Below are 17180 nucleotides of genomic sequence, written 5' to 3'. Positions count from 1 at the left end.
CGGTGGTGGGACCTGCGGGTAGCGCCCCGCGCGAGACGCACGGCCTCACCTCGAGCGCGCCCACGGACGCCTCGGCTTCCGTGACGCGCGACATCACGCTGGGGAATGGCACAGTCGTGGGCCAGGTGCGCCTGTGGGTGTTCGGATCAGACGCGCTGCTTGGCAAAGCCGATACCGCGTTTCGCGACCGCACCTTCAACGCCATGTTCATCGCCTCGATCGCGGCGGTGATCATCGCGGTCATCATCGGCATCTTCGTCTCGCGCATGCTCACGAACCCCTTGCGCCGCATCACCGGCACTGCCAAGCAGATCCGCGACGGCGATCTCTCTGCGCGCACGGGCTTGCGCGGAGACGACGAGATAGACCGGTTGGGCGAGACATTCGACGAGATGGCGACCTCGCTCGAGAAGGATCTGAAGCACGAGCGCCGCATCACTTCCGACGTCGCGCACGAGCTTCGCACACCGCTCATGGCGATGCTCGCGACCGTCGAAGCCATGCAGGACGGCGTTCTCCCTTGCGACGACGAGCATCTGGAGACGGTCGCTTCAGAGACGCGCCGCCTCTCCCGCCTGGTCCAGCAGATGCTCGATCTTTCACGCATGGAAAACCGCACCACGCCGCTCAAGTTCGAGCGCGTGGATCTCGTCCCCTTCGTGCAGCGCATCGTCGACGGCCAGCAGCAGCTGTTCATAAACCGCGACCTGCGCCTGCGCTTCTCGGACGACACGCAGGGACGCTCCGCGGTCATCGAGGTAGATGCCGACATGATCACGCAGGCGGTCGTGAACCTCATGAGCAACGCGATGCGCTACACGCCCGAGGGCGGGTGGGTCGTCGTCTCGGTGAAGGCCGATCGAAAGAACGTGCAGATCATCGTTTCGGACACCGGTATCGGCATCGCCAAGGAGGATCTGTCGCGGATCTTCGGCCGCTTCTGGCGTGCCGATGCGAGCCGCGCGCGCGAGGCCGGTGGTCTTGGCGTGGGGCTTTCGGTGACTCAGCAGATTGTCGAGCGGCATCACGGCTACATCTCCGTTGAATCCGAACTTGAAAAAGGTACGACGTTTACGATTCATCTGCCGCGCGAGCACACGCCAGAGCCTGCTTCCTCTACAATGGAGGGCTAGGATAACGCGGTTCAGCGGAATGATACAATCCAGCCTGGCTGGTTTGTACCAGGTATGACCCGGCACATCAGAGGAGTTGATTCCACGTGGCAAACATGGAGCGCCGTCCGGATTCCCACGGCAAGGTTCGCGATATCTACCAGGCGGGCGAGAACCTGCTCATGGTAGCGACCGATCGCATCTCGGCTTTCGATTACATCCTGCCGGACGAGATTCCCTTCAAGGGCGAGGTACTCAACCGCATCTCGGCGTTCTGGTTCGATAAGTTCGCCGACCTCGTGCCGAATCACCTCGTCTCCATCGACGTCGCCGACTTCCCCGAGGAATTCGCCGAGTATAAGAGCTACCTCTCGGGTCGTGCCATGCTCGTGCGCCGCGCCGAGACCATCCCGGTCGAGTGCATCGTGCGCGGGTACCTCACCGGCAGCGGCAAGAAGACCTACGACGCGGACGGCACCGTGTGCGGCATTCACCTGCCTGCCGGGCTCACCGAGGCTTCCAAGCTGCCCGAACCCCTCTTCACCCCCTCCACAAAGGCTGCGCTCGGCGACCACGACGAGAACATCTCGTTCGATCGCTGCGTAGAGATCGTCGGTACCGACGTGGCCGAGCAGATTCGTGACTACTCGCTCAAGATCTACACCGCTGCCGCCGAGTACGCTGCTACGCGTGGCATCATCATCGCCGATACGAAGTTCGAGTTCGGCATTATCGACGGCAAGGTGACACTCATCGACGAGTGCCTCACGCCCGACTCGAGCCGCTTCTGGCCGGCGTCGAGCTATGAGGAGGGCAAGGTTCAGCCCAGCTACGACAAGCAGTTCGTCCGCAACTGGCTTACCGCCAACTGGGATATGACGGGCAACGCGCCGCATCTGCCTGCCGATGTCGTTGAGGGCACGTCCGCGCGCTACCGCGAGGCGTACCAGATCATCACCGGTACGGAATTTGAAAGCATGAAGGGAAACGAGTAAGTGAGTACACGGAGCGCTACCAACAAGCGCACCCAAGAGCGTGATTACGCGGGTGCCGCACGCAAGTCCGCCGCATCCGCCAAGCCCGCCCGCGCCGCCGCGTCTTCGGTGCGCGTGGTGTCTTCGAGCGCAAAGGCTCGTCGCAAGGAGTACGAGCAGGGAGAGTCGCTCGAGGGTCTTTCGAAGGCCGAGAAGAAGGCGCGCAAGCAGGAACTTCGCGCCAAAGAGGATCGCATGTACTCCGCTGCGAACATCCTCATGAAGGGCGACGAGGAGTACCGCTCCAAGCGTCGCATCTTCTGGGCGTTCGAAGGCGTCGGTATCGTGGGCGTCATCGTGGTGTGGCTCATGCTGGCCGGCCTCTTCAACTCGTTCATGGATGCGAACGCGCTCGGCGTGGCGCAGCTCGTCGGGCTGGGTATCGCCTACGCGTTCGTGATCGGCGGTTTCATCTACGACCTCGTGAAGATCCGTCCGCTGCGTAACTTCTACAAGGCGCAGGTCGCCGGCATGACGGATCGCAAGGTGCTCGAGGTTCTTGAAGAGGAGTCCGAGCGCCTGGATGCGAAGAAGGGCAAGGCATCCAAGAAGGAGGCTACGGCCGACGCTGCCGCGACCGCTTCCGAGGAGCCCGTGGTGAAGCGTGGTCCTAAGAAGAATCACCGCTCGCGCCGCTAGATAGTAGGTAGAAATGGGTTGGTTGGGGACGTGTCCCCAACCCTTTCCTGAGGGCGGAAAGGGTTGAGGAGAACACGCCCCCAACCAACCCATCGGTTTATACGAGCAAAGGAAGATAGATGATCAGGGCTGCTTTGACCGTCGAGGACGCGCGCGCCGGCATGGCTGCGATCGAGCCGAAGATCGAGCGCTATGCGAAGCTCGTCGTCCGCAAGGGCGTGAACGTCATGCCCGGGCAGGAAGTCGTGCTCATGACGCCTGTCGAGTGCGCCCCGTTCGCGCGCCTGCTCGTGAGCGCTGCCTACGAGGCGGGCGCCGGGCACGTCACGGTGATCTGGAATGACGATGCGGTGACGCGCCTCACGTACGAGAACGTTGAGCTCGCATACTTCGAGCAGACGCCCGAATGGCAGCGCGTGCAGCTCGATTCGCTCGCCGAGGCGGGTGCGTGCTTCATCTTTGTGGAAGGAGCCGATCCGGAGGCGCTCAAGGGAATCGACCCCAAGAAGCCCGCGGCGGCTTCGAAGGCGAAGAACAGCCAGTGCACGGTGTATCGCCGCGGCTTGGATTTCAACGTCAACCCGTGGTGCATCGCGGGTGCGCCGGTTGCCGCATGGGCGCGCCATGTGTTCCCCGATGTGCCCGATGAGGTCGCCATTTACCGTCTATGGTGCTCGATTCTTTCCGTGGCGCGCGCCGACGGCGACGACCCCGAGAGCGATTGGGAGCTGCACGACGCGACGTTCGAGAAGAACCTGCGCTTCCTGAACGACCGCCATTTCGACGCCCTGCAGTACCGCTCTGCGAACGGAACGGATTTCACCGTCGGCCTCACCGATCGCCATATCTGGGCGGGTGGCAAATGCGAGACGCCCGAGGGGCATCCGTTCTTCCCGAACATCCCCACGGAGGAGGTCTTCACCTCGCCCGATCGCATGCGCGCCGACGGCACTGTACACTCTGCGCTGCCGCTCATCCATCACGGCAACAAGGTTGAGGATTTCTGGCTGCGCTTCGAAGCGGGACGCGTGGTCGAATACGGCGCGCGCGTGGGCGAAGGGACGCTCAAGAGCATCCTCGAGACCGATGAGGGGGCACGAAGGCTCGGCGAGGTCGCGCTCATCTCCAAGAATACGCCGATCCGCGAAAGTGAGACGCTCTTCTTCGACACGCTCTACGACGAGAACGCGAGCTGCCATTTGGCGCTCGGAGTTGGCTTCCCGGAGTGCTACGACGGGGGCTATGAAATGAGTGCCGACGAGCTCCGCGAGCATGGGGTGAACACCTCGGCGACGCATGTCGACTTCATGATCGGCACCGATGACCTCACCATCACGGGCATCCAGGCCGACGGCACGGAGGTTCCCGTGTTCGTAAACGGCCAATGGAGCTGGGAGTAACACTTTGGGGACGGGGTCAAAAGTGTTGAATTCAACACTTTTGACCCCGTCCCCAAAGTACCAGCTTGGGTCCTGCGGCCGTACGGCATGAAAGACGTGGTACAATGCTTCGCGCGGGCCGTTAGCTCAGCTGGCAGAGCAGGGGACTTTTAATCCCAAGGTCTAGGGTTCGAACCCCTAACGGCCCACCATGAATACAAACGCCCGGTGCCCTCGCGGAGCCGGGCGTTTTGTCGCTTTAGGCGTCACTTTGGGGACGGGTACGTTTGTGTCGAAAACGACACAAACGTACCCGTCCCCAAAGTGACGCCCCGTCACCGACGAATCCGTGCACCTGTCGGAGCGTTCGCTCCCCTGCACCTTTGTTGCCGTATCATCTATAGCAATATCGCGCTTCGGCGCTGCCCCGTCACCAGCGCACGGGGGAGGGACAGGGCTCTGCTTGAAAGGAAGGCAACCTATGGCAGACGTACATGCACTTCTTGATGAATGGCTTGCGAACGTGACGGACGACGTGCTTAAATCGGAGCTCGTCGCGCTTAAGGATGATGGCGATGAGAACGCCATCACCGATGCGTTCTTCCAGGATCTCGAGTTCGGCACGGCGGGACTGCGCGGCACGCTCGGCGCCGGTACGAACCGCATGAACATCTATACCGTCGGCCGCGCTACGCAGGGCTTTGCCGAGTATCTCGTCGCCAACTTCGAGAACCCCACCGTCGCTATCGCACGCGACAGCCGCAACAACGGTGAGCTCTTCGTGAAGACCGCCGCCGCCATCTTCGCAGCGAACGGCGTCGTGGCGAAGGTCTACCCCAAGATCTCGCCTGTACCCACGCTTTCCTGGGCGGTTCGCGACCTCAAGTGCTCCGGCGGCGTGTGCGTGACGGCCTCGCACAACCCCGCGCAATATAACGGCTACAAGGCTTACGGCCCCGATGGCTGCCAGATCGCATCCGAGGTGGCCGATGCCATCTCCGCCGCGATCGCCAAGGTGGATATGTGGCATGGCATCAAGACGATGGATTTCGACGAGGCTGTGGCTGCCGGCAAGATCGAGTGGATCGGTGACGATTGTCTCGATCGCTATTACGATGCCGTGCTCTCGAAGTCCGTCTGCAACCTCACTGAAGAGCAGGCGGCCGAAGCGCCCCTCAAGCTCGTATACACCCCGCTCAATGGTACCGGCCTCATCCCGGTGACCACGGTGCTCAACCGCGCGGGCATCACGGATATCACCATCGTGCCCGAGCAGAAAGATCCCAACGGTGACTTCCCCACCTGCCCGTATCCGAATCCGGAGATTCGCGAGGCCATGCAGAAGGGTATCGACCTGTGCCGCGAGGTGCAGCCGGATCTCTTGCTCGCAACCGACCCGGATGCCGACCGCGTGGGCGTGGCCTGTGCCGACGGCGACGACTACACGCTCATCACCGGTAACGAGATGGGTGTTCTCTTGCTCGACTACATCTGCCGTATGCGCGCCGAGCGCGGCGAGGACCTTTCCAACAAGGTCGCCGTCACCACGATCGTATCCTCTGCCATGGTGGACGCGCTTGCCGAGGACTATGGCTTCGAGCTTCGCCGCTGCCTCACGGGTTTCAAGTACATCGGTGACATCATCACGTCGCTCGCCGACGCGGGCGAGGTTGACCGCTTCATCTTCGGTTTCGAGGAATCTTACGGCTACCTCTCGGGCGATCACGTGCGCGACAAGGATGCGGTGAACGCATCGCTGCTCATTTGCCAGATGGCGCAGGATTACCGACTCAAGGGCAAGAACCTCGTCGAGGCCATGCGTGACCTCTATGAGAAGTACGGCTACTATCACAACAAGACCGTGTCGCTCTCTTACCCCGGCGCCGAGGGCGCGAGCAAGATGGCGGGCATCATGGCGAGCCTCCGTGCTGAGGCGCCTGTCCAGATGGCCGGCCTTGCGGTGGAGAAGGTCGTAGACTACAAGGAAGGCGTGAACGGCCTGCCGAAGGCGAACGTGCTCGAGTTCGACCTCGAGGGCGGCAACAAGGCCATCGTGCGTCCCTCCGGCACCGAGCCTAAGATCAAGATCTACATCTTCGCGAAGGGCGATGACGCGGCGGCTGCCGATGCGCTCATCGAGAAGATCGAGGCCGACGGACGCGAGCTGCTTTCGTAAAGGATTAACGACACGAAGTCGAAGAACCCCCGGAGCGGAAACCTAGCTCAGGTGACCCGCTTCGGGGGTTTATTTACGTTCTGGCGCGCGCCACCTTGGAGACACACGCATTCGTAACGGAAACGACACGAGCATGCTCGATTCCAGGGTGATGTGCGATGCGGTGGCGAGAACGATATGTTAACGGAAGAGGATGAGCCAGAGCACCAGGGCGACGAGCACCAGGGCGATGATGGCCACGACTATGGTATGCCGTCTCGCGCGCTCTTGTCGGGCGACGAAGATGCTCTTCTTTGAGCCGGGCGTCTGCAGATACCGCTCGTAGTGCAGCTGCTGACGTTGTCCGGTATCGCCGGGGTTCGAACGGCGAGGGTGCGCAGGTCCGCTTTGCGGGAGGTACTGCGGGTCGGCGGTGGCGACGCCCATGTGCTTTCGTCCAGGGGTCGTCGTATGCTGTTCGGTCTGCTGAGATTCATCCTGCGCATGCAGCATGCGCGTATAGTTTTCATCGGTGATAGGGCTCTGTGAGACGTGCGGTACCGTACGCCGATAAGGCGTATTTGGAGTCCGACGTTGCGGGTTGTGGTCGGAATCTGTCGGGTTTTGCCTAGAAGTACTGTCTGCCATGGTGCCTCGATTGCATATGCCTCTAACAAATACATGATATATGCTCAGGACTTCTTCGTATGCAATGTGCCCGCCTGCGAACCCCCGTTCACGCAGGTTGCATAACTTATGCATAAAATGCAGGTGCACGCCTTAAAAAAAGAATGGTGAGGGGTGACGTAAGGCGCTTTGCGTCAAGCGTACGTTGAAGAGCAGTCGCCCATTCGTCCGCCTCCATGCAATACGGACTAGACGGTTTTGGAGCGAACGGGTGCGACGATCATAAATCTAAGTATATTAGACTTAGATTTGATGATACTGTGACGCTTAAAAAATCTCAACAGTGTTGTTTAGAAGCCACTCATGAGGGCATAAGAACAGTGTCCAAAGAAGTCCCGGGAGCCAATACCCGGGCAATCCACAAAGGAGTGGTTGATTATGGCTAGCATGGTTCCGTATCGTTCGGTGTTCGGTCTTCGTCCCTTCAACACGTCGCTTCTCGACGCGTTCGACGACATGATGGATCTCGCGTCCGCGCCTGCTTCGCGCGCGTTCCCCATGGATGTCGAGGATAAGGGCGACGGCTACGAGGTCAAGGCATATCTTGCTGGCGTGAACAAGGACGAGATCGACGTCGAGCTCAACGAGGGTCGTCTTTCCATCTCGGTGAACGTCGAGGATAAGGGGGAGAACGAGGGCAAGAATTACCTGCAGCGCGAGTTCTCCGCCTTCAGCGCCACGCGCGGGATCTACCTCAAGGATGCGTCGAACGAGGGCCTTTCCGCTCGTTTCGCCGACGGCGTGCTCACCGTCTCCGTGCCGAAGATCGTCGAGAAGAAGAACGTCACGAAGGTTTCGATCGACTAACGACGGCTTCTAGCTTTTCCAACAATTCGGATGAAAGGGGTTCCTTCGGGAGCCCCTTTTTTCGTGAGCGGCGATTCACTCCCGATGGTCGAGCCGCCGTTTCATCTACCAGATGCTTACGGGGCGGTCTTGGCCGGCAGCGCGAATGTGCAGTCCCGGTGCCGTGCCCGGCCGTTCGAGCGTCGCTGCGGTCCCAAGGTCGTTGTCGAGCGTGGCACCGAGCGCATCGGCGAGCGCGCGCACCGCGAGACCAGGTCGGTTGTTCTCTTGAGATATGTGCATGGCGACAAGCTCTTCGGTGCGGTTGGTAACGAGCTCGCACGCGGCTTCCGCTGCCTGGGCGTTCGAAAGATGACCCGTGTTCGAGAGAATGCGCTCCTTGAGAAAGCGGGGGTAATCGCCAGATGTGAGCATATGGACATCATGGTTGCATTCAAGGGCAAGGATGCGCGCATCGCGGAGTGCATTCCGCGCAGCGTCGGAGAGCGTGCCGGTATCGGTGGCGAATCCTATGGCGTCGTCTCCGCAGCTCAAGCGCAGCCCCATGGGGTTTACGACGTCATGCGAGGTGGGGAAGGTCTGGACGTGCACATCTTCGATGTCGAACGCCTCGCCAGGTTCAACCGCTTGGAACGGAAGGACGTCGAAGCCAGATCGCGCCTCCGGCGTACCTGCGCTCGCGATGAGCGTCCCGCTAAAGCGCTTGCACCACACCACGACGCCGCGCGTATGATCGCTATGTTCGTGCGTAAGGATGAGCGCGCGCACCCGGTTTTCGTCCAAACCGAGCGCGTGCATGCGAGCGAGCGTCTCCCGACGCGAGAAGCCGTTGTCGATCATGATGAATCCAGCAGGCGACTCCACGATCGAGCAGTTCCCTTTTGAGCCACTGCCGAGGATATGGAGGTGCATCGCGTTCGGCATGCGTTTCCTTCCGATGTAACATTATCCAAGGGAATATTGTACGAATGTATGTGGAAAAATCCCAAGAGTGCTGCTACAGACGAAGATGGGAGGGTGCATGCCAACGGTAGCGCAGCGGTTCGCGCCGCATCATTCGCGCGGTGTTCGCGCACAGGCGCATCCCGCAGCCCCGGTGGTGCTCATGGTCTCCGGCGGGGCAGATTCCACGGCGCTGCTCGTCATGGCCTGCACCTCACAGCTCGATTTGGACGACGGTCGCGGTCGGGCGCGCATCGCCCGCGAGCGCCTGCATGTGCTCCACGTGAACCATCACCTGCGCGGCGAGGCGTCGGATGCGGACGAGGCGTTCGTCCGGAAGCTCTGCGAGCGCTTTGGGCTGCCGCTCTGCGTGGAGCACGCATCGTTTGCGAACCTGGGCGGTCAGAATCTCGAGGCGGCGGCGCGCGAGGTGCGCTATGCTGCCGCCCGCCGGTACGTGCGCGAACTATGCACCGAGGCGAACGTTCCGCGCTCTGCCGCGCGCATCGCAACCGCCCATACGGCGAGCGACCGCGCGGAGACGTTCATAATGAATGCCATCAAGGGTGCAGGCGCTGCCGGCCTCTCGAGCATCCCACGGCGCCGCAACATCATCGTGCGGCCGCTCATCGACACCACACACGACGAGCTCTGCCGCTATCTCGAGGTCGCGGGCATTCCCTGGCGCGAGGACGAGAGCAACCAAGACACCGCGTACCTGAGAAACTTCGTGCGTCACCGCGTGATGCCTGTTTTGCGCGAGCGCAACCGCAACGTCGCGCGCAACGTGAGCGCCGCGTGCGACATCCTGGGCGATGAGGATGCGTTCATGTCGCAGCTCGCCGCACAGGCGTTACGGGTATGCACCAAGCGCCGGCAGGAGGGGCTCATCGTGCTCGACGGTGCGCGCCTGGCATCCGCCGAGGTGGCCATCGCGCGCCGCATGGTGCGTCTCGCTGTGCGCCAGCTCGACCAAGATGCGCGCCTCGAGCTCCGTCATGTCGAAGCCGTGCTCGCATGCGTGGCTTCGGGGGAGGGGTCGACCACGCTTCCCGCGGGCATCGACGTGCGCATGGAGTTCGGTACCTGCTCGATGCGCACCGCTGCCGCCCGCGAAGAGCTCACAGCTGGTTGGCTCACCGTACCCGGCCGCATGGCGCTCGCCGCGGGACGGGTGCTCGAGGCGTCGATCGAACGCGTCCCCGCCGGATCCGATATCATTGCCTATGTGCGCAGGAAGGCTTCTGCCGCGCCCGCGGGCGAAGAGATCGCCTTCGTGGACGCCGCGTCGCTTGGATATGCCGAACGCGACCTCGTGCGCCTCAAGGAATCGGGAGACGGCGTGCCTGTGGAGGCTCGCGCGGCGCGCCTGTGGGTCGACTCGCTCGCTCCGGGGGACCTCATGTGCCCGCTCGGCATGCACGGCAGGTCGAAGAAGGTTTCCGACATCCTCGGTGAGGAGCAGGTTCCGGTCGCTGAGCGCCCGCTCGTGCCTATCGTGCGCACCGCGCCCGGCGGTGCCGTTGTGTGGGTTGGCGGAATTCGCCTTGACGAGCGCTTCAAATGCACGGCGATGAGCCGCGTATTGATACAATTAACCATCCATTCCCTCGATTCCGCGGAATAAGTCCGCGCGGTGGGGTAAGCTGCCATACGTATATCGGCGAGCAGGAGGGTTGCCATGGAAACGAAGAGCGAGCTTTCGACGATGCATCCAGATGTTGATTCCATCCTTTTCAGCGAGGAGGACATCCGGGGTATCGTGCAGCGTTTGGGAAGCGAGATCAGCCGCGATTACCAGGGGAAGGATCTGGTGCTCATCGCCGTGTTGCGCGGGGCGGTCGTCTTCATGGGCGACCTCATGCGTTCGATTGATCTTCCGCTCGCCATCGACTTCATGGCCGTCTCGAGCTATGGTGACAAGGCGAAGACCTCGGGTATAGTCCGTATCGTGAAAGACCTTGATATGGATATCAAGGGGCGTGACGTGCTGATCGTCGAGGACATCCTCGATTCCGGCCTCACGCTCAAGTACCTCATGAAGAACCTGAGCAGCCGCAACCCCGCTTCGCTTGAGGTCGCCGCCTTCCTGTGGAAGGACGTTGAGGGCAAGCAGGCCGCCATCAATCCGAAGTACGTGGGAGCGCATTGTCCCGACGAGTTCGTCGTGGGTTACGGCCTCGACTTCGCGGAGCGCTACCGCAACCTCCCCTATGTGGGCATTCTTAAACCGGAGGTTTATTCGTAACATGTCCGATCGTATCGAAGAAGAGCAGAACGCGGCAGGCGATGGCAGTGCCGCACGCCATGAGCGCCCCGGCGGCGAGCCGACGGGTAGCGATGACGCGCGCGGTGCCGAGCGGAACCAGCCGGCACACGACGAGCGCGATGGGGGAAACCCCCGTGGCGAGCAGGTGCCACGCAACCAGATGACGGGCATGCGCCCCGGCTCGGGAGACCCCAACCGCGGCGGGCGTCGCGGCCCCTCGCGCATGTCGTGGCTTTACATCTTGGTCGCTTGCGCGCTCGTGGCGTACCTGGCGTTCACTATGAATGGCGGCGCGGGACACGCGTCCGAGACGACGAAGCTCGCAACAAGCGAGTTCGTGACCGCCGTGGAAGATGGCCGCGTCGATTCCGTGACCTATACCATCGCCGACGGTTCGCTTGAGGGCTTGTATTGGGAAGACGCCAAAGATGTCGGCAAAGACCAGGCGGCGGTTCCCTTCACCTCGACGTATATCGGTTCCGATGCGCTTGCCGAGCTCATGGCGGCGCACCCCGCGACCGAGTACGTCGTGAACACGAGCGATCCAAATGCGTTCATGGATCTCATTCTGAGCATCGCGCCCACGGCCGTGCTCGTGCTGTTCATGCTGTATTTCATGCGCCAGATGATGGGCGCTAACAACAAGGCTATGCAGTTCGGTAAGACGAACGCCAAGACGAACGAGGCCACGCGTCCCAAGGTGAAGTTCGCCGACGTCGCCGGTATCGATGAGGCAGTCGAAGAGCTCGAGGAGGTGCGCGATTTCCTTTCCGATCCGGATCGCTACCGCAAGCTCGGTGCGAAGATTCCCCGCGGCGTGCTGCTCGTAGGCCCTCCGGGTACCGGTAAGACGCTGCTTGCCAAAGCGGTGGCGGGCGAAGCGGGCGTGCCGTTCTTCTCCATCTCGGGCTCCGACTTCGTGGAGATGTTCGTGGGCGTGGGCGCGAGCCGCGTGCGCGACCTCTTCAAGAGCGCTAAGGAGCAGGCGCCGTCGATCATCTTCATCGACGAGATCGATGCCGTGGGACGCCAGCGCGGTGCCGGCCTCGGTGGCGGGCACGACGAGCGCGAGCAGACGTTGAACCAGCTGCTGGTCGAGATGGACGGTTTCGAGGAGAGCGAGAGCGTCATCCTCATCGCCGCGACGAACCGCCCGGACATCCTCGATCCGGCTCTTCTGCGCCCCGGACGTTTTGACCGCCAGATTACCGTCGATCGTCCCGACGTGAAGGGACGCGAGCAGATTCTACGCGTACATGCGGCGAACAAGCCTTTGGGCGAGGACGTGAGCTTCGAGAAACTCGCGAAGCTCACCGTTGGCTTCACCGGTGCCGATCTTGCGAACCTCATGAACGAAGCGGCGCTGCTCACGGCGCGCCGGCACCACGAGCGCATCACCATGGACGAGATTGAGGAGTCCATGGAGCGCGTCATCGCCGGCCCCGAGCGCAAGACGCGCGTCATGACCGAGACCGAACGCAGTGTCATCGCGTACCACGAGAGCGGGCATGCGCTCGTGGGGCACGTGCTCGAGCATTCCGACCCGGTGCACAAGATCACGATTATCCCGCGCGGCCAGGCCCTCGGCTACACCATGCAGCTGCCCACCGAAGATCACTTCCTCAAGACCCGGAACGAAATGCTCGATGAGCTCGCGGTGTTCTTGGGCGGCCGCGTTGCCGAGGAGCTTATGTGCGCCGACATCACGAGCGGTGCCTCAAACGACCTCGAGCGCGCAACGAAGATGGCGCGCGAGATGGTCACGCGCCTGGGTATGAGCGAGGAACTGGGTACGCAGGTGTTCGGCGAGGCTCAGCATCAGGTGTTCCTAGGGCGTGATTACGCGAACCACCAGGATTATTCCGAGGAGACCGCGCGGCGTATCGACGCCGAGGTGCAGCGCATCATGCGCGAGGCGCACGACCGCGCGAAGCAGATCCTTGAAGAGCGTCGCGAACAGCTCGTTACCATGGCGAACGTGCTTCTGGAGCGCGAAACCGTCGAGGGCGAGGCGGTGGAGGCGCTACTCAACGATGAGTGGAGTGCCTATCTCGAGCGCGAGGCGGCGGGAGAGGTGAAGGCCGCGGGCACCAAGGATGCCTCGACGCGCCGCAAGCCACGCCAGAGCGATGAGGAGATTGCCGCCGAAGCCGCTCGCTTCGCCGAGGAGGCTATGGCCAACGAGGAGTGACCGGGCACAATGTCCCAAAAAGGGACAGGTGCATTTTGGGACATCGAAGGGCCTCGGCGCCGCGCCGGGGCCCTTTTTGTGTCGACGGTCTTTGCTGAATCGACTTTTTCTAAGATGTCCCAAAATGCTCCTGTCCCTTTTTGGGACATCGCCGCACACCGCAGGCTTGCGTTCGCTGGTCGAAATGAGCGATAGGGTACGTGCCAAGAGGGGTAGGCTCAACCATATCGTATGTAATCGGCGCATACGCGCGGATGCTCAGACGCCGCGCGCATGCGCCCGGGAACAAGGAGGCAGCTATGGGCGCGCCTAAAACAAGCGACGTAAGGAACGTGGTTCTCGTAGGCCAAGGCGGGGTGGGCAAGACCTCGCTCGCAGAGGCCATGCTCCACCTTTCTGGCAAGACCGCGCGTCTGGGCGGTCATGCGGGCACGAAGCCCACGCTCGATTACGACGCGGAAGAGGTCAAGCGCGAGTTCTCCATCTCGACCTCGATCGCGCCCATCGACTGGAAGGGCGTGCGCATCAACGTGCTCGACGCCCCGTGCTATCCGGACTTCATCGGCGATGCCTATGCTGCGATGAGCGTGTGCGAGACGGCGCTCTTCGTGGTCGACGCCGCCGAAGGCCCGCAGCCCACCACGGTGAAGCTGTGGTACGCCGCGGAAGACCTGCGCCTTGCGCGCGCGGTGTTCATCAACCGCATCGATAAGGAGAACGCCGATTACGACACCTGCATGAAGGCGCTCCGCGAGCGCTTCGGCGTGCGTTTGGGTGCCGTGACCCTGCCGTGGGGTACGGGCGACAACTTCGAGGGCGTCATCGACATCGTGCGCATGAAGGCGCGCCATTGCGATGGCACCACGCAAACCGAGTTCGACATCCCCGAAGAGTATCTCGACGCTGCCGAGGAAGCGCGCGAGCAGCTGTGCGAGGCTGTGGCCGAGGCGGACGACGAGCTCATGATGAAGTATCTCGAAGGTGAGGCGCTCTCGCAGGAAGAGGTCGAGGGCCTGCTCTCCGAGGCGATCGCCAAGCGCCTCTTCGTGCCGGTATTCGTGGGTTCTTGCACGCGCGAGCTGGGCGTCCACTCCGTCATGGACGATATCGCCACGTACTTCCCGAAGCCGACGGACTATGGCGAGATGCCGCTCGTCGACGGCGATACGCTGAAGATCTCCTCCGAGGACGACCGTCCCGTCGCCTTCGTATTTAAGACGCTCAACGACCCGCAGCAGGGCCGCATCAGCTTCCTCAAGGTGCTCACCGGTACGCTCACGCCGGGCATCGAGCTCGTGAACGCGCGTACGCGCAAGGGTGAGCGCCTGGCGCACCTCTACGTGATGTGCGGCAAGGATATGGACGAGGTCGGCAAGGCTGAGGCGGGCGACATCATCGTCACCACGAAGATCTCGGCAGATACCGGCGACACACTCTCCGTGACCGGTAAGGTCGAGGCGGCGGCGTTCCAGTTCCCGAACAGCCAGTACCGCATCGCCATCGAGGCCGAGAACCGTTCCGACGAGGACAAGCTCTTCACGTTCATCGATCGCGCCTGCGAGGCCGATCCCACGATGAAGATCGAGCGCAACGAGGAAACCGGCCAGACGATCATCTCCGCCGTGGGCGAGGCTCAGGTTTCCGTGCTGCTCAACCGTCTGGAGGAGCGCACGAAGGTCGTGGCTCACATCGTGCCCATCCGCATCCCGTATCGCGAGACTATTCGCCGCGTGGCGAGCGCGCAGGGTCGCCACAAGAAGCAGACGGGCGGCGCCGGCCAGTTCGGCGATTGCTACCTGCGTGTTGAGCCGCTGCTTGATGGCACGGAGTACGAGTTCGTCGACGAGGTCGTGGGTGGCCGCATCCCGCGTGCGCTCATCCCTGCCGTGGACAAGGGCGTTCAGGAGACCATGAAGGAAGGCGTCATCGCCGGCTACCCGCTCACGGGTATTCGCGTGGCGTGCTACGACGGTTCGTACCACCCCGTCGACTCCAACGAGATGGCATTCCGCGCCGCCGCGCGCATCGGCCTCAAAAAGGCATGTGCCGATGCCGATCCCGTAGTGCTTGAGCCTATGGAGAACATCACCGTCACCATTCCGGAGAGCTATGCCGGCGCAGTGATGGGCGATGTTTCCGGCTCGCGTGGACGCGTGACCGGTATGGACACCGATGACCGCGGGAACACCGTCGTCACCGCGACCGTTCCGCTCGCTGAGCTCACGGATTACGCGACTCGCCTGCGTTCGATCACGCGCGGCACGGGCGACTTCACCATGGAGCCCGCCGGCTATGAGCAGGTGCCCTACGACGTGCAGAAGCACCTCGTCGAATTCTACGAGGAGTCCCGCGCCCAGGGTCGCTAACCTGACATAGAGGATAGATTTTATAGCAACGAAGCGCCGCAGGAAGCGACTCGCCTGCGGCGCTTGTTGCGTTAGAGCACGCCCCCAAAGTGGCTCGCAGGGGGACACCGCGCGTTAGAATGAATGCTTTTTCTCACTAAAGTAATTTCTGCGGTTTCATTACACGCGTGTTTCGGCGGAAAAAAGTTATGGGGAACGTCCGCGCTGCCGTCTATTCTTAACCACGTGCGCGGAACTTTCTCGCATTAAGTTGCAAGGGGGAGGGGAATGGGTCCCCTCCGGTTGTGCGCACGGAAGGGGTTATACAACACATACGGGAAGGAACCATCATGAGGAAGACTACCCCCACCGCCCTGCCATCGACGAATCTCGCGTGCTCGCGCCGCGGCTTCTTAAAGCTATCCGGCATATCGGCGGTCGGCATGGGGAGCATGATGTTCCTCGCCGGATGCGGCCCCGCTGCCCAGGAGACGGACGATGCCGGCAGCACCGCCGATGACGCCGCCGCGACCGCGAGCTTCGGCTCCGATGGCATGCTCCGCGTGGGCATGGAGGCTGCCTACGCCCCCTATAACTGGCAGGTTTCGGAAGAATCCGAGTTCACCATGCCCATCGAGAACGTTGCCGGTGCTTACGCCGATGGCTATGACGTTCAGGTTGCCAAGCTCATCGCCGAGGAGTTCGATCTCGATCCCGTTGCCGTGAAGCTTGATTTCTCTGGTCTCATCGACGCGCTCAACAGCGGCCAGATTGACATCATCTGCGCTGGTATGTCTGTCGATCCGGAACGCGCCGAGTCCGCGGACTTCTCCAACTCCTACATCGACGACGATATCGTCATGATCACCACGGAGGACTCACCGTACGTCAACGCCACGACGTTCGCCGACATCGCGGGTGCGACGGTTCTCGGTCAGGCGGCAACCATGTACGATACCGTGATCGACCAGATTCCCGATGTCACCCATGCCACGCCCGCCGAGACCGTGCCGCTCGTGATCGAGAATCTCGCCAACGGCCGCTGCGACATCATTACATACTCAATGCTCTCGATGCCGAAGCTCATCGAGCAGTACCCCAATTTCGTCGAGCTCCAGATGGAGGAGAAGTTCGAGGGTTCCGCCATGCCCGACAACGCCGCTATCGTGAAGGGTTCCGATGCCGAGATCATGGATCGTATCAACGCGGTCATCGACGGCATTTCGGAGGACGAGCGCCAGGACATGTGGAACGCCTGCATGGATCGCCAGCCCGCGTAGGGCGCGCCCCGGCATCTGAACGAACCCAAGGAGAATCATGGCTTCACATGACGCTTCGCCACGCGGCGGCCGCACCCTGCGCGGCCGCCTTATGGCGTTTCTCACGCACGATCACCGCTATGTGCTGCTCGGGACGAGCGCCGTCGCGTTCGCGGGCATGCTCCTCTCGAGCCAGCCGCGCCCCGCGCTAAGTTTCCTTGCCCAGGCGTACACAGTCGAGGTCGTGCTGTACTACCTGCTCGTGGCGTGGCTCGTGCTCGCTGCTGCCGCGCTGGCGTACAAGCTCACCCATTGGCGCAGCTATGCCGAGTGCGCGCCCTTCACGCGCCCGGCCGCCCGC

Annotated in this window: 13 protein-coding genes, 1 tRNA gene and 1 pseudogene; 13 read left to right on the top strand and 2 right to left on the bottom strand. The window is 62.1% G+C overall.

The features are described from left to right. From QZ079_RS03325 to QZ079_RS03300, 6 genes are all read left to right on the top strand, one after another. Positions 1 to 1133 (top strand): cell wall metabolism sensor histidine kinase WalK (locus tag QZ079_RS03325; protein WP_297035082.1); only part of this gene is annotated, 1133 nt, incomplete at its 5' end. Positions 1134 to 1228: 95 nt separating this feature from the next. After that, positions 1229 to 2107, top strand: a complete 879-nt coding sequence (locus tag QZ079_RS03320; RefSeq protein WP_297035089.1) for a phosphoribosylaminoimidazolesuccinocarboxamide synthase — start codon at positions 1229 to 1231, stop codon at positions 2105 to 2107. Continuing rightward, complete coding sequence (locus QZ079_RS03315; RefSeq protein WP_297035080.1) at positions 2108 to 2785, top strand: hypothetical protein; 678 nt, start codon at positions 2108 to 2110, stop codon at positions 2783 to 2785. Positions 2786 to 2904: 119 nt separating this feature from the next. Next, a complete protein-coding gene (locus QZ079_RS03310) occupies positions 2905 to 4185 on the top strand; it encodes an aminopeptidase (protein WP_297035077.1) in 1281 nt (426 codons plus the stop codon). A gap of 115 nt (positions 4186 to 4300) precedes the next feature. Then, positions 4301 to 4376, top strand: a tRNA-Lys gene (locus QZ079_RS03305). 269 nt (positions 4377 to 4645) lie between these two features. Continuing rightward, on the top strand, positions 4646 to 6340 hold the full coding sequence (locus QZ079_RS03300) for a phospho-sugar mutase (protein ID WP_297035074.1): 1695 nt from the start codon (positions 4646 to 4648) through the stop codon (positions 6338 to 6340). A 180-nt stretch (positions 6341 to 6520) separates the two neighbouring features. Here QZ079_RS03300 and QZ079_RS03295 read toward each other — a convergent pair whose 3' ends face one another. Further along, entirely contained in the window at positions 6521 to 6766 is a 246-nt protein-coding gene (locus QZ079_RS03295) for a hypothetical protein (protein WP_297035071.1), read from the bottom strand. 618 nt (positions 6767 to 7384) lie between these two features. Here QZ079_RS03295 and QZ079_RS03290 point away from each other — a divergent pair. Beyond that, positions 7385 to 7813 (top strand): Hsp20/alpha crystallin family protein, encoded by a 429-nt coding sequence (locus QZ079_RS03290; protein WP_297035069.1) that lies wholly within the window; start codon positions 7385 to 7387, stop codon positions 7811 to 7813. A 105-nt stretch (positions 7814 to 7918) separates the two neighbouring features. On the opposite strand, the gene QZ079_RS03285 is transcribed toward QZ079_RS03290, so the two are convergent. Beyond that, positions 7919 to 8737, bottom strand: coding sequence for an MBL fold metallo-hydrolase (locus QZ079_RS03285; protein ID WP_291289256.1), 819 nt, complete (start codon positions 8735 to 8737; stop codon positions 7919 to 7921). A 97-nt stretch (positions 8738 to 8834) separates the two neighbouring features. Here QZ079_RS03285 and tilS point away from each other — a divergent pair, with 97 nt between their 5' ends. From tilS to QZ079_RS03255, 6 genes and pseudogenes are all read left to right on the top strand, one after another. Further along, positions 8835 to 10382: a tRNA lysidine(34) synthetase TilS gene (tilS, locus tag QZ079_RS03280; RefSeq protein WP_297035065.1), complete on the top strand. Its 1548-nt coding sequence runs from the start codon at positions 8835 to 8837 to the stop codon at positions 10380 to 10382. Between the two features lie 54 nt (positions 10383 to 10436). Continuing rightward, positions 10437 to 11003 carry a hypoxanthine phosphoribosyltransferase gene (gene hpt, locus QZ079_RS03275; protein ID WP_297035061.1) on the top strand — a complete coding sequence of 189 codons (567 nt, stop codon included), beginning with the start codon at positions 10437 to 10439 and terminating at the stop codon, positions 11001 to 11003. Positions 11004 to 11193: 190 nt separating this feature from the next. Next, entirely contained in the window at positions 11194 to 13215 is a 2022-nt protein-coding gene (gene ftsH, locus QZ079_RS03270) for an ATP-dependent zinc metalloprotease FtsH (protein ID WP_297035086.1), read from the top strand. Positions 13216 to 13514: 299 nt separating this feature from the next. Further along, positions 13515 to 15581: a translation factor GTPase family protein gene (locus QZ079_RS03265; RefSeq protein WP_297035057.1), complete on the top strand. Its 2067-nt coding sequence runs from the start codon at positions 13515 to 13517 to the stop codon at positions 15579 to 15581. A 329-nt stretch (positions 15582 to 15910) separates the two neighbouring features. Further along, complete coding sequence (locus tag QZ079_RS03260; protein WP_297035055.1) at positions 15911 to 16840, top strand: transporter substrate-binding domain-containing protein; 930 nt, start codon at positions 15911 to 15913, stop codon at positions 16838 to 16840. 37 nt (positions 16841 to 16877) lie between these two features. After that, positions 16878 to 17180 (top strand): annotated as a pseudogene (locus QZ079_RS03255) (amino acid ABC transporter permease); the annotation flags it as partial.

Source organism: uncultured Enorma sp. (assembly GCA_905210055.1).
Taxonomy (GTDB): Bacteria; Actinomycetota; Coriobacteriia; order Coriobacteriales; family Coriobacteriaceae; genus Enorma.
This window is presented reverse-complemented; position numbering and strand designations above follow the sequence as displayed.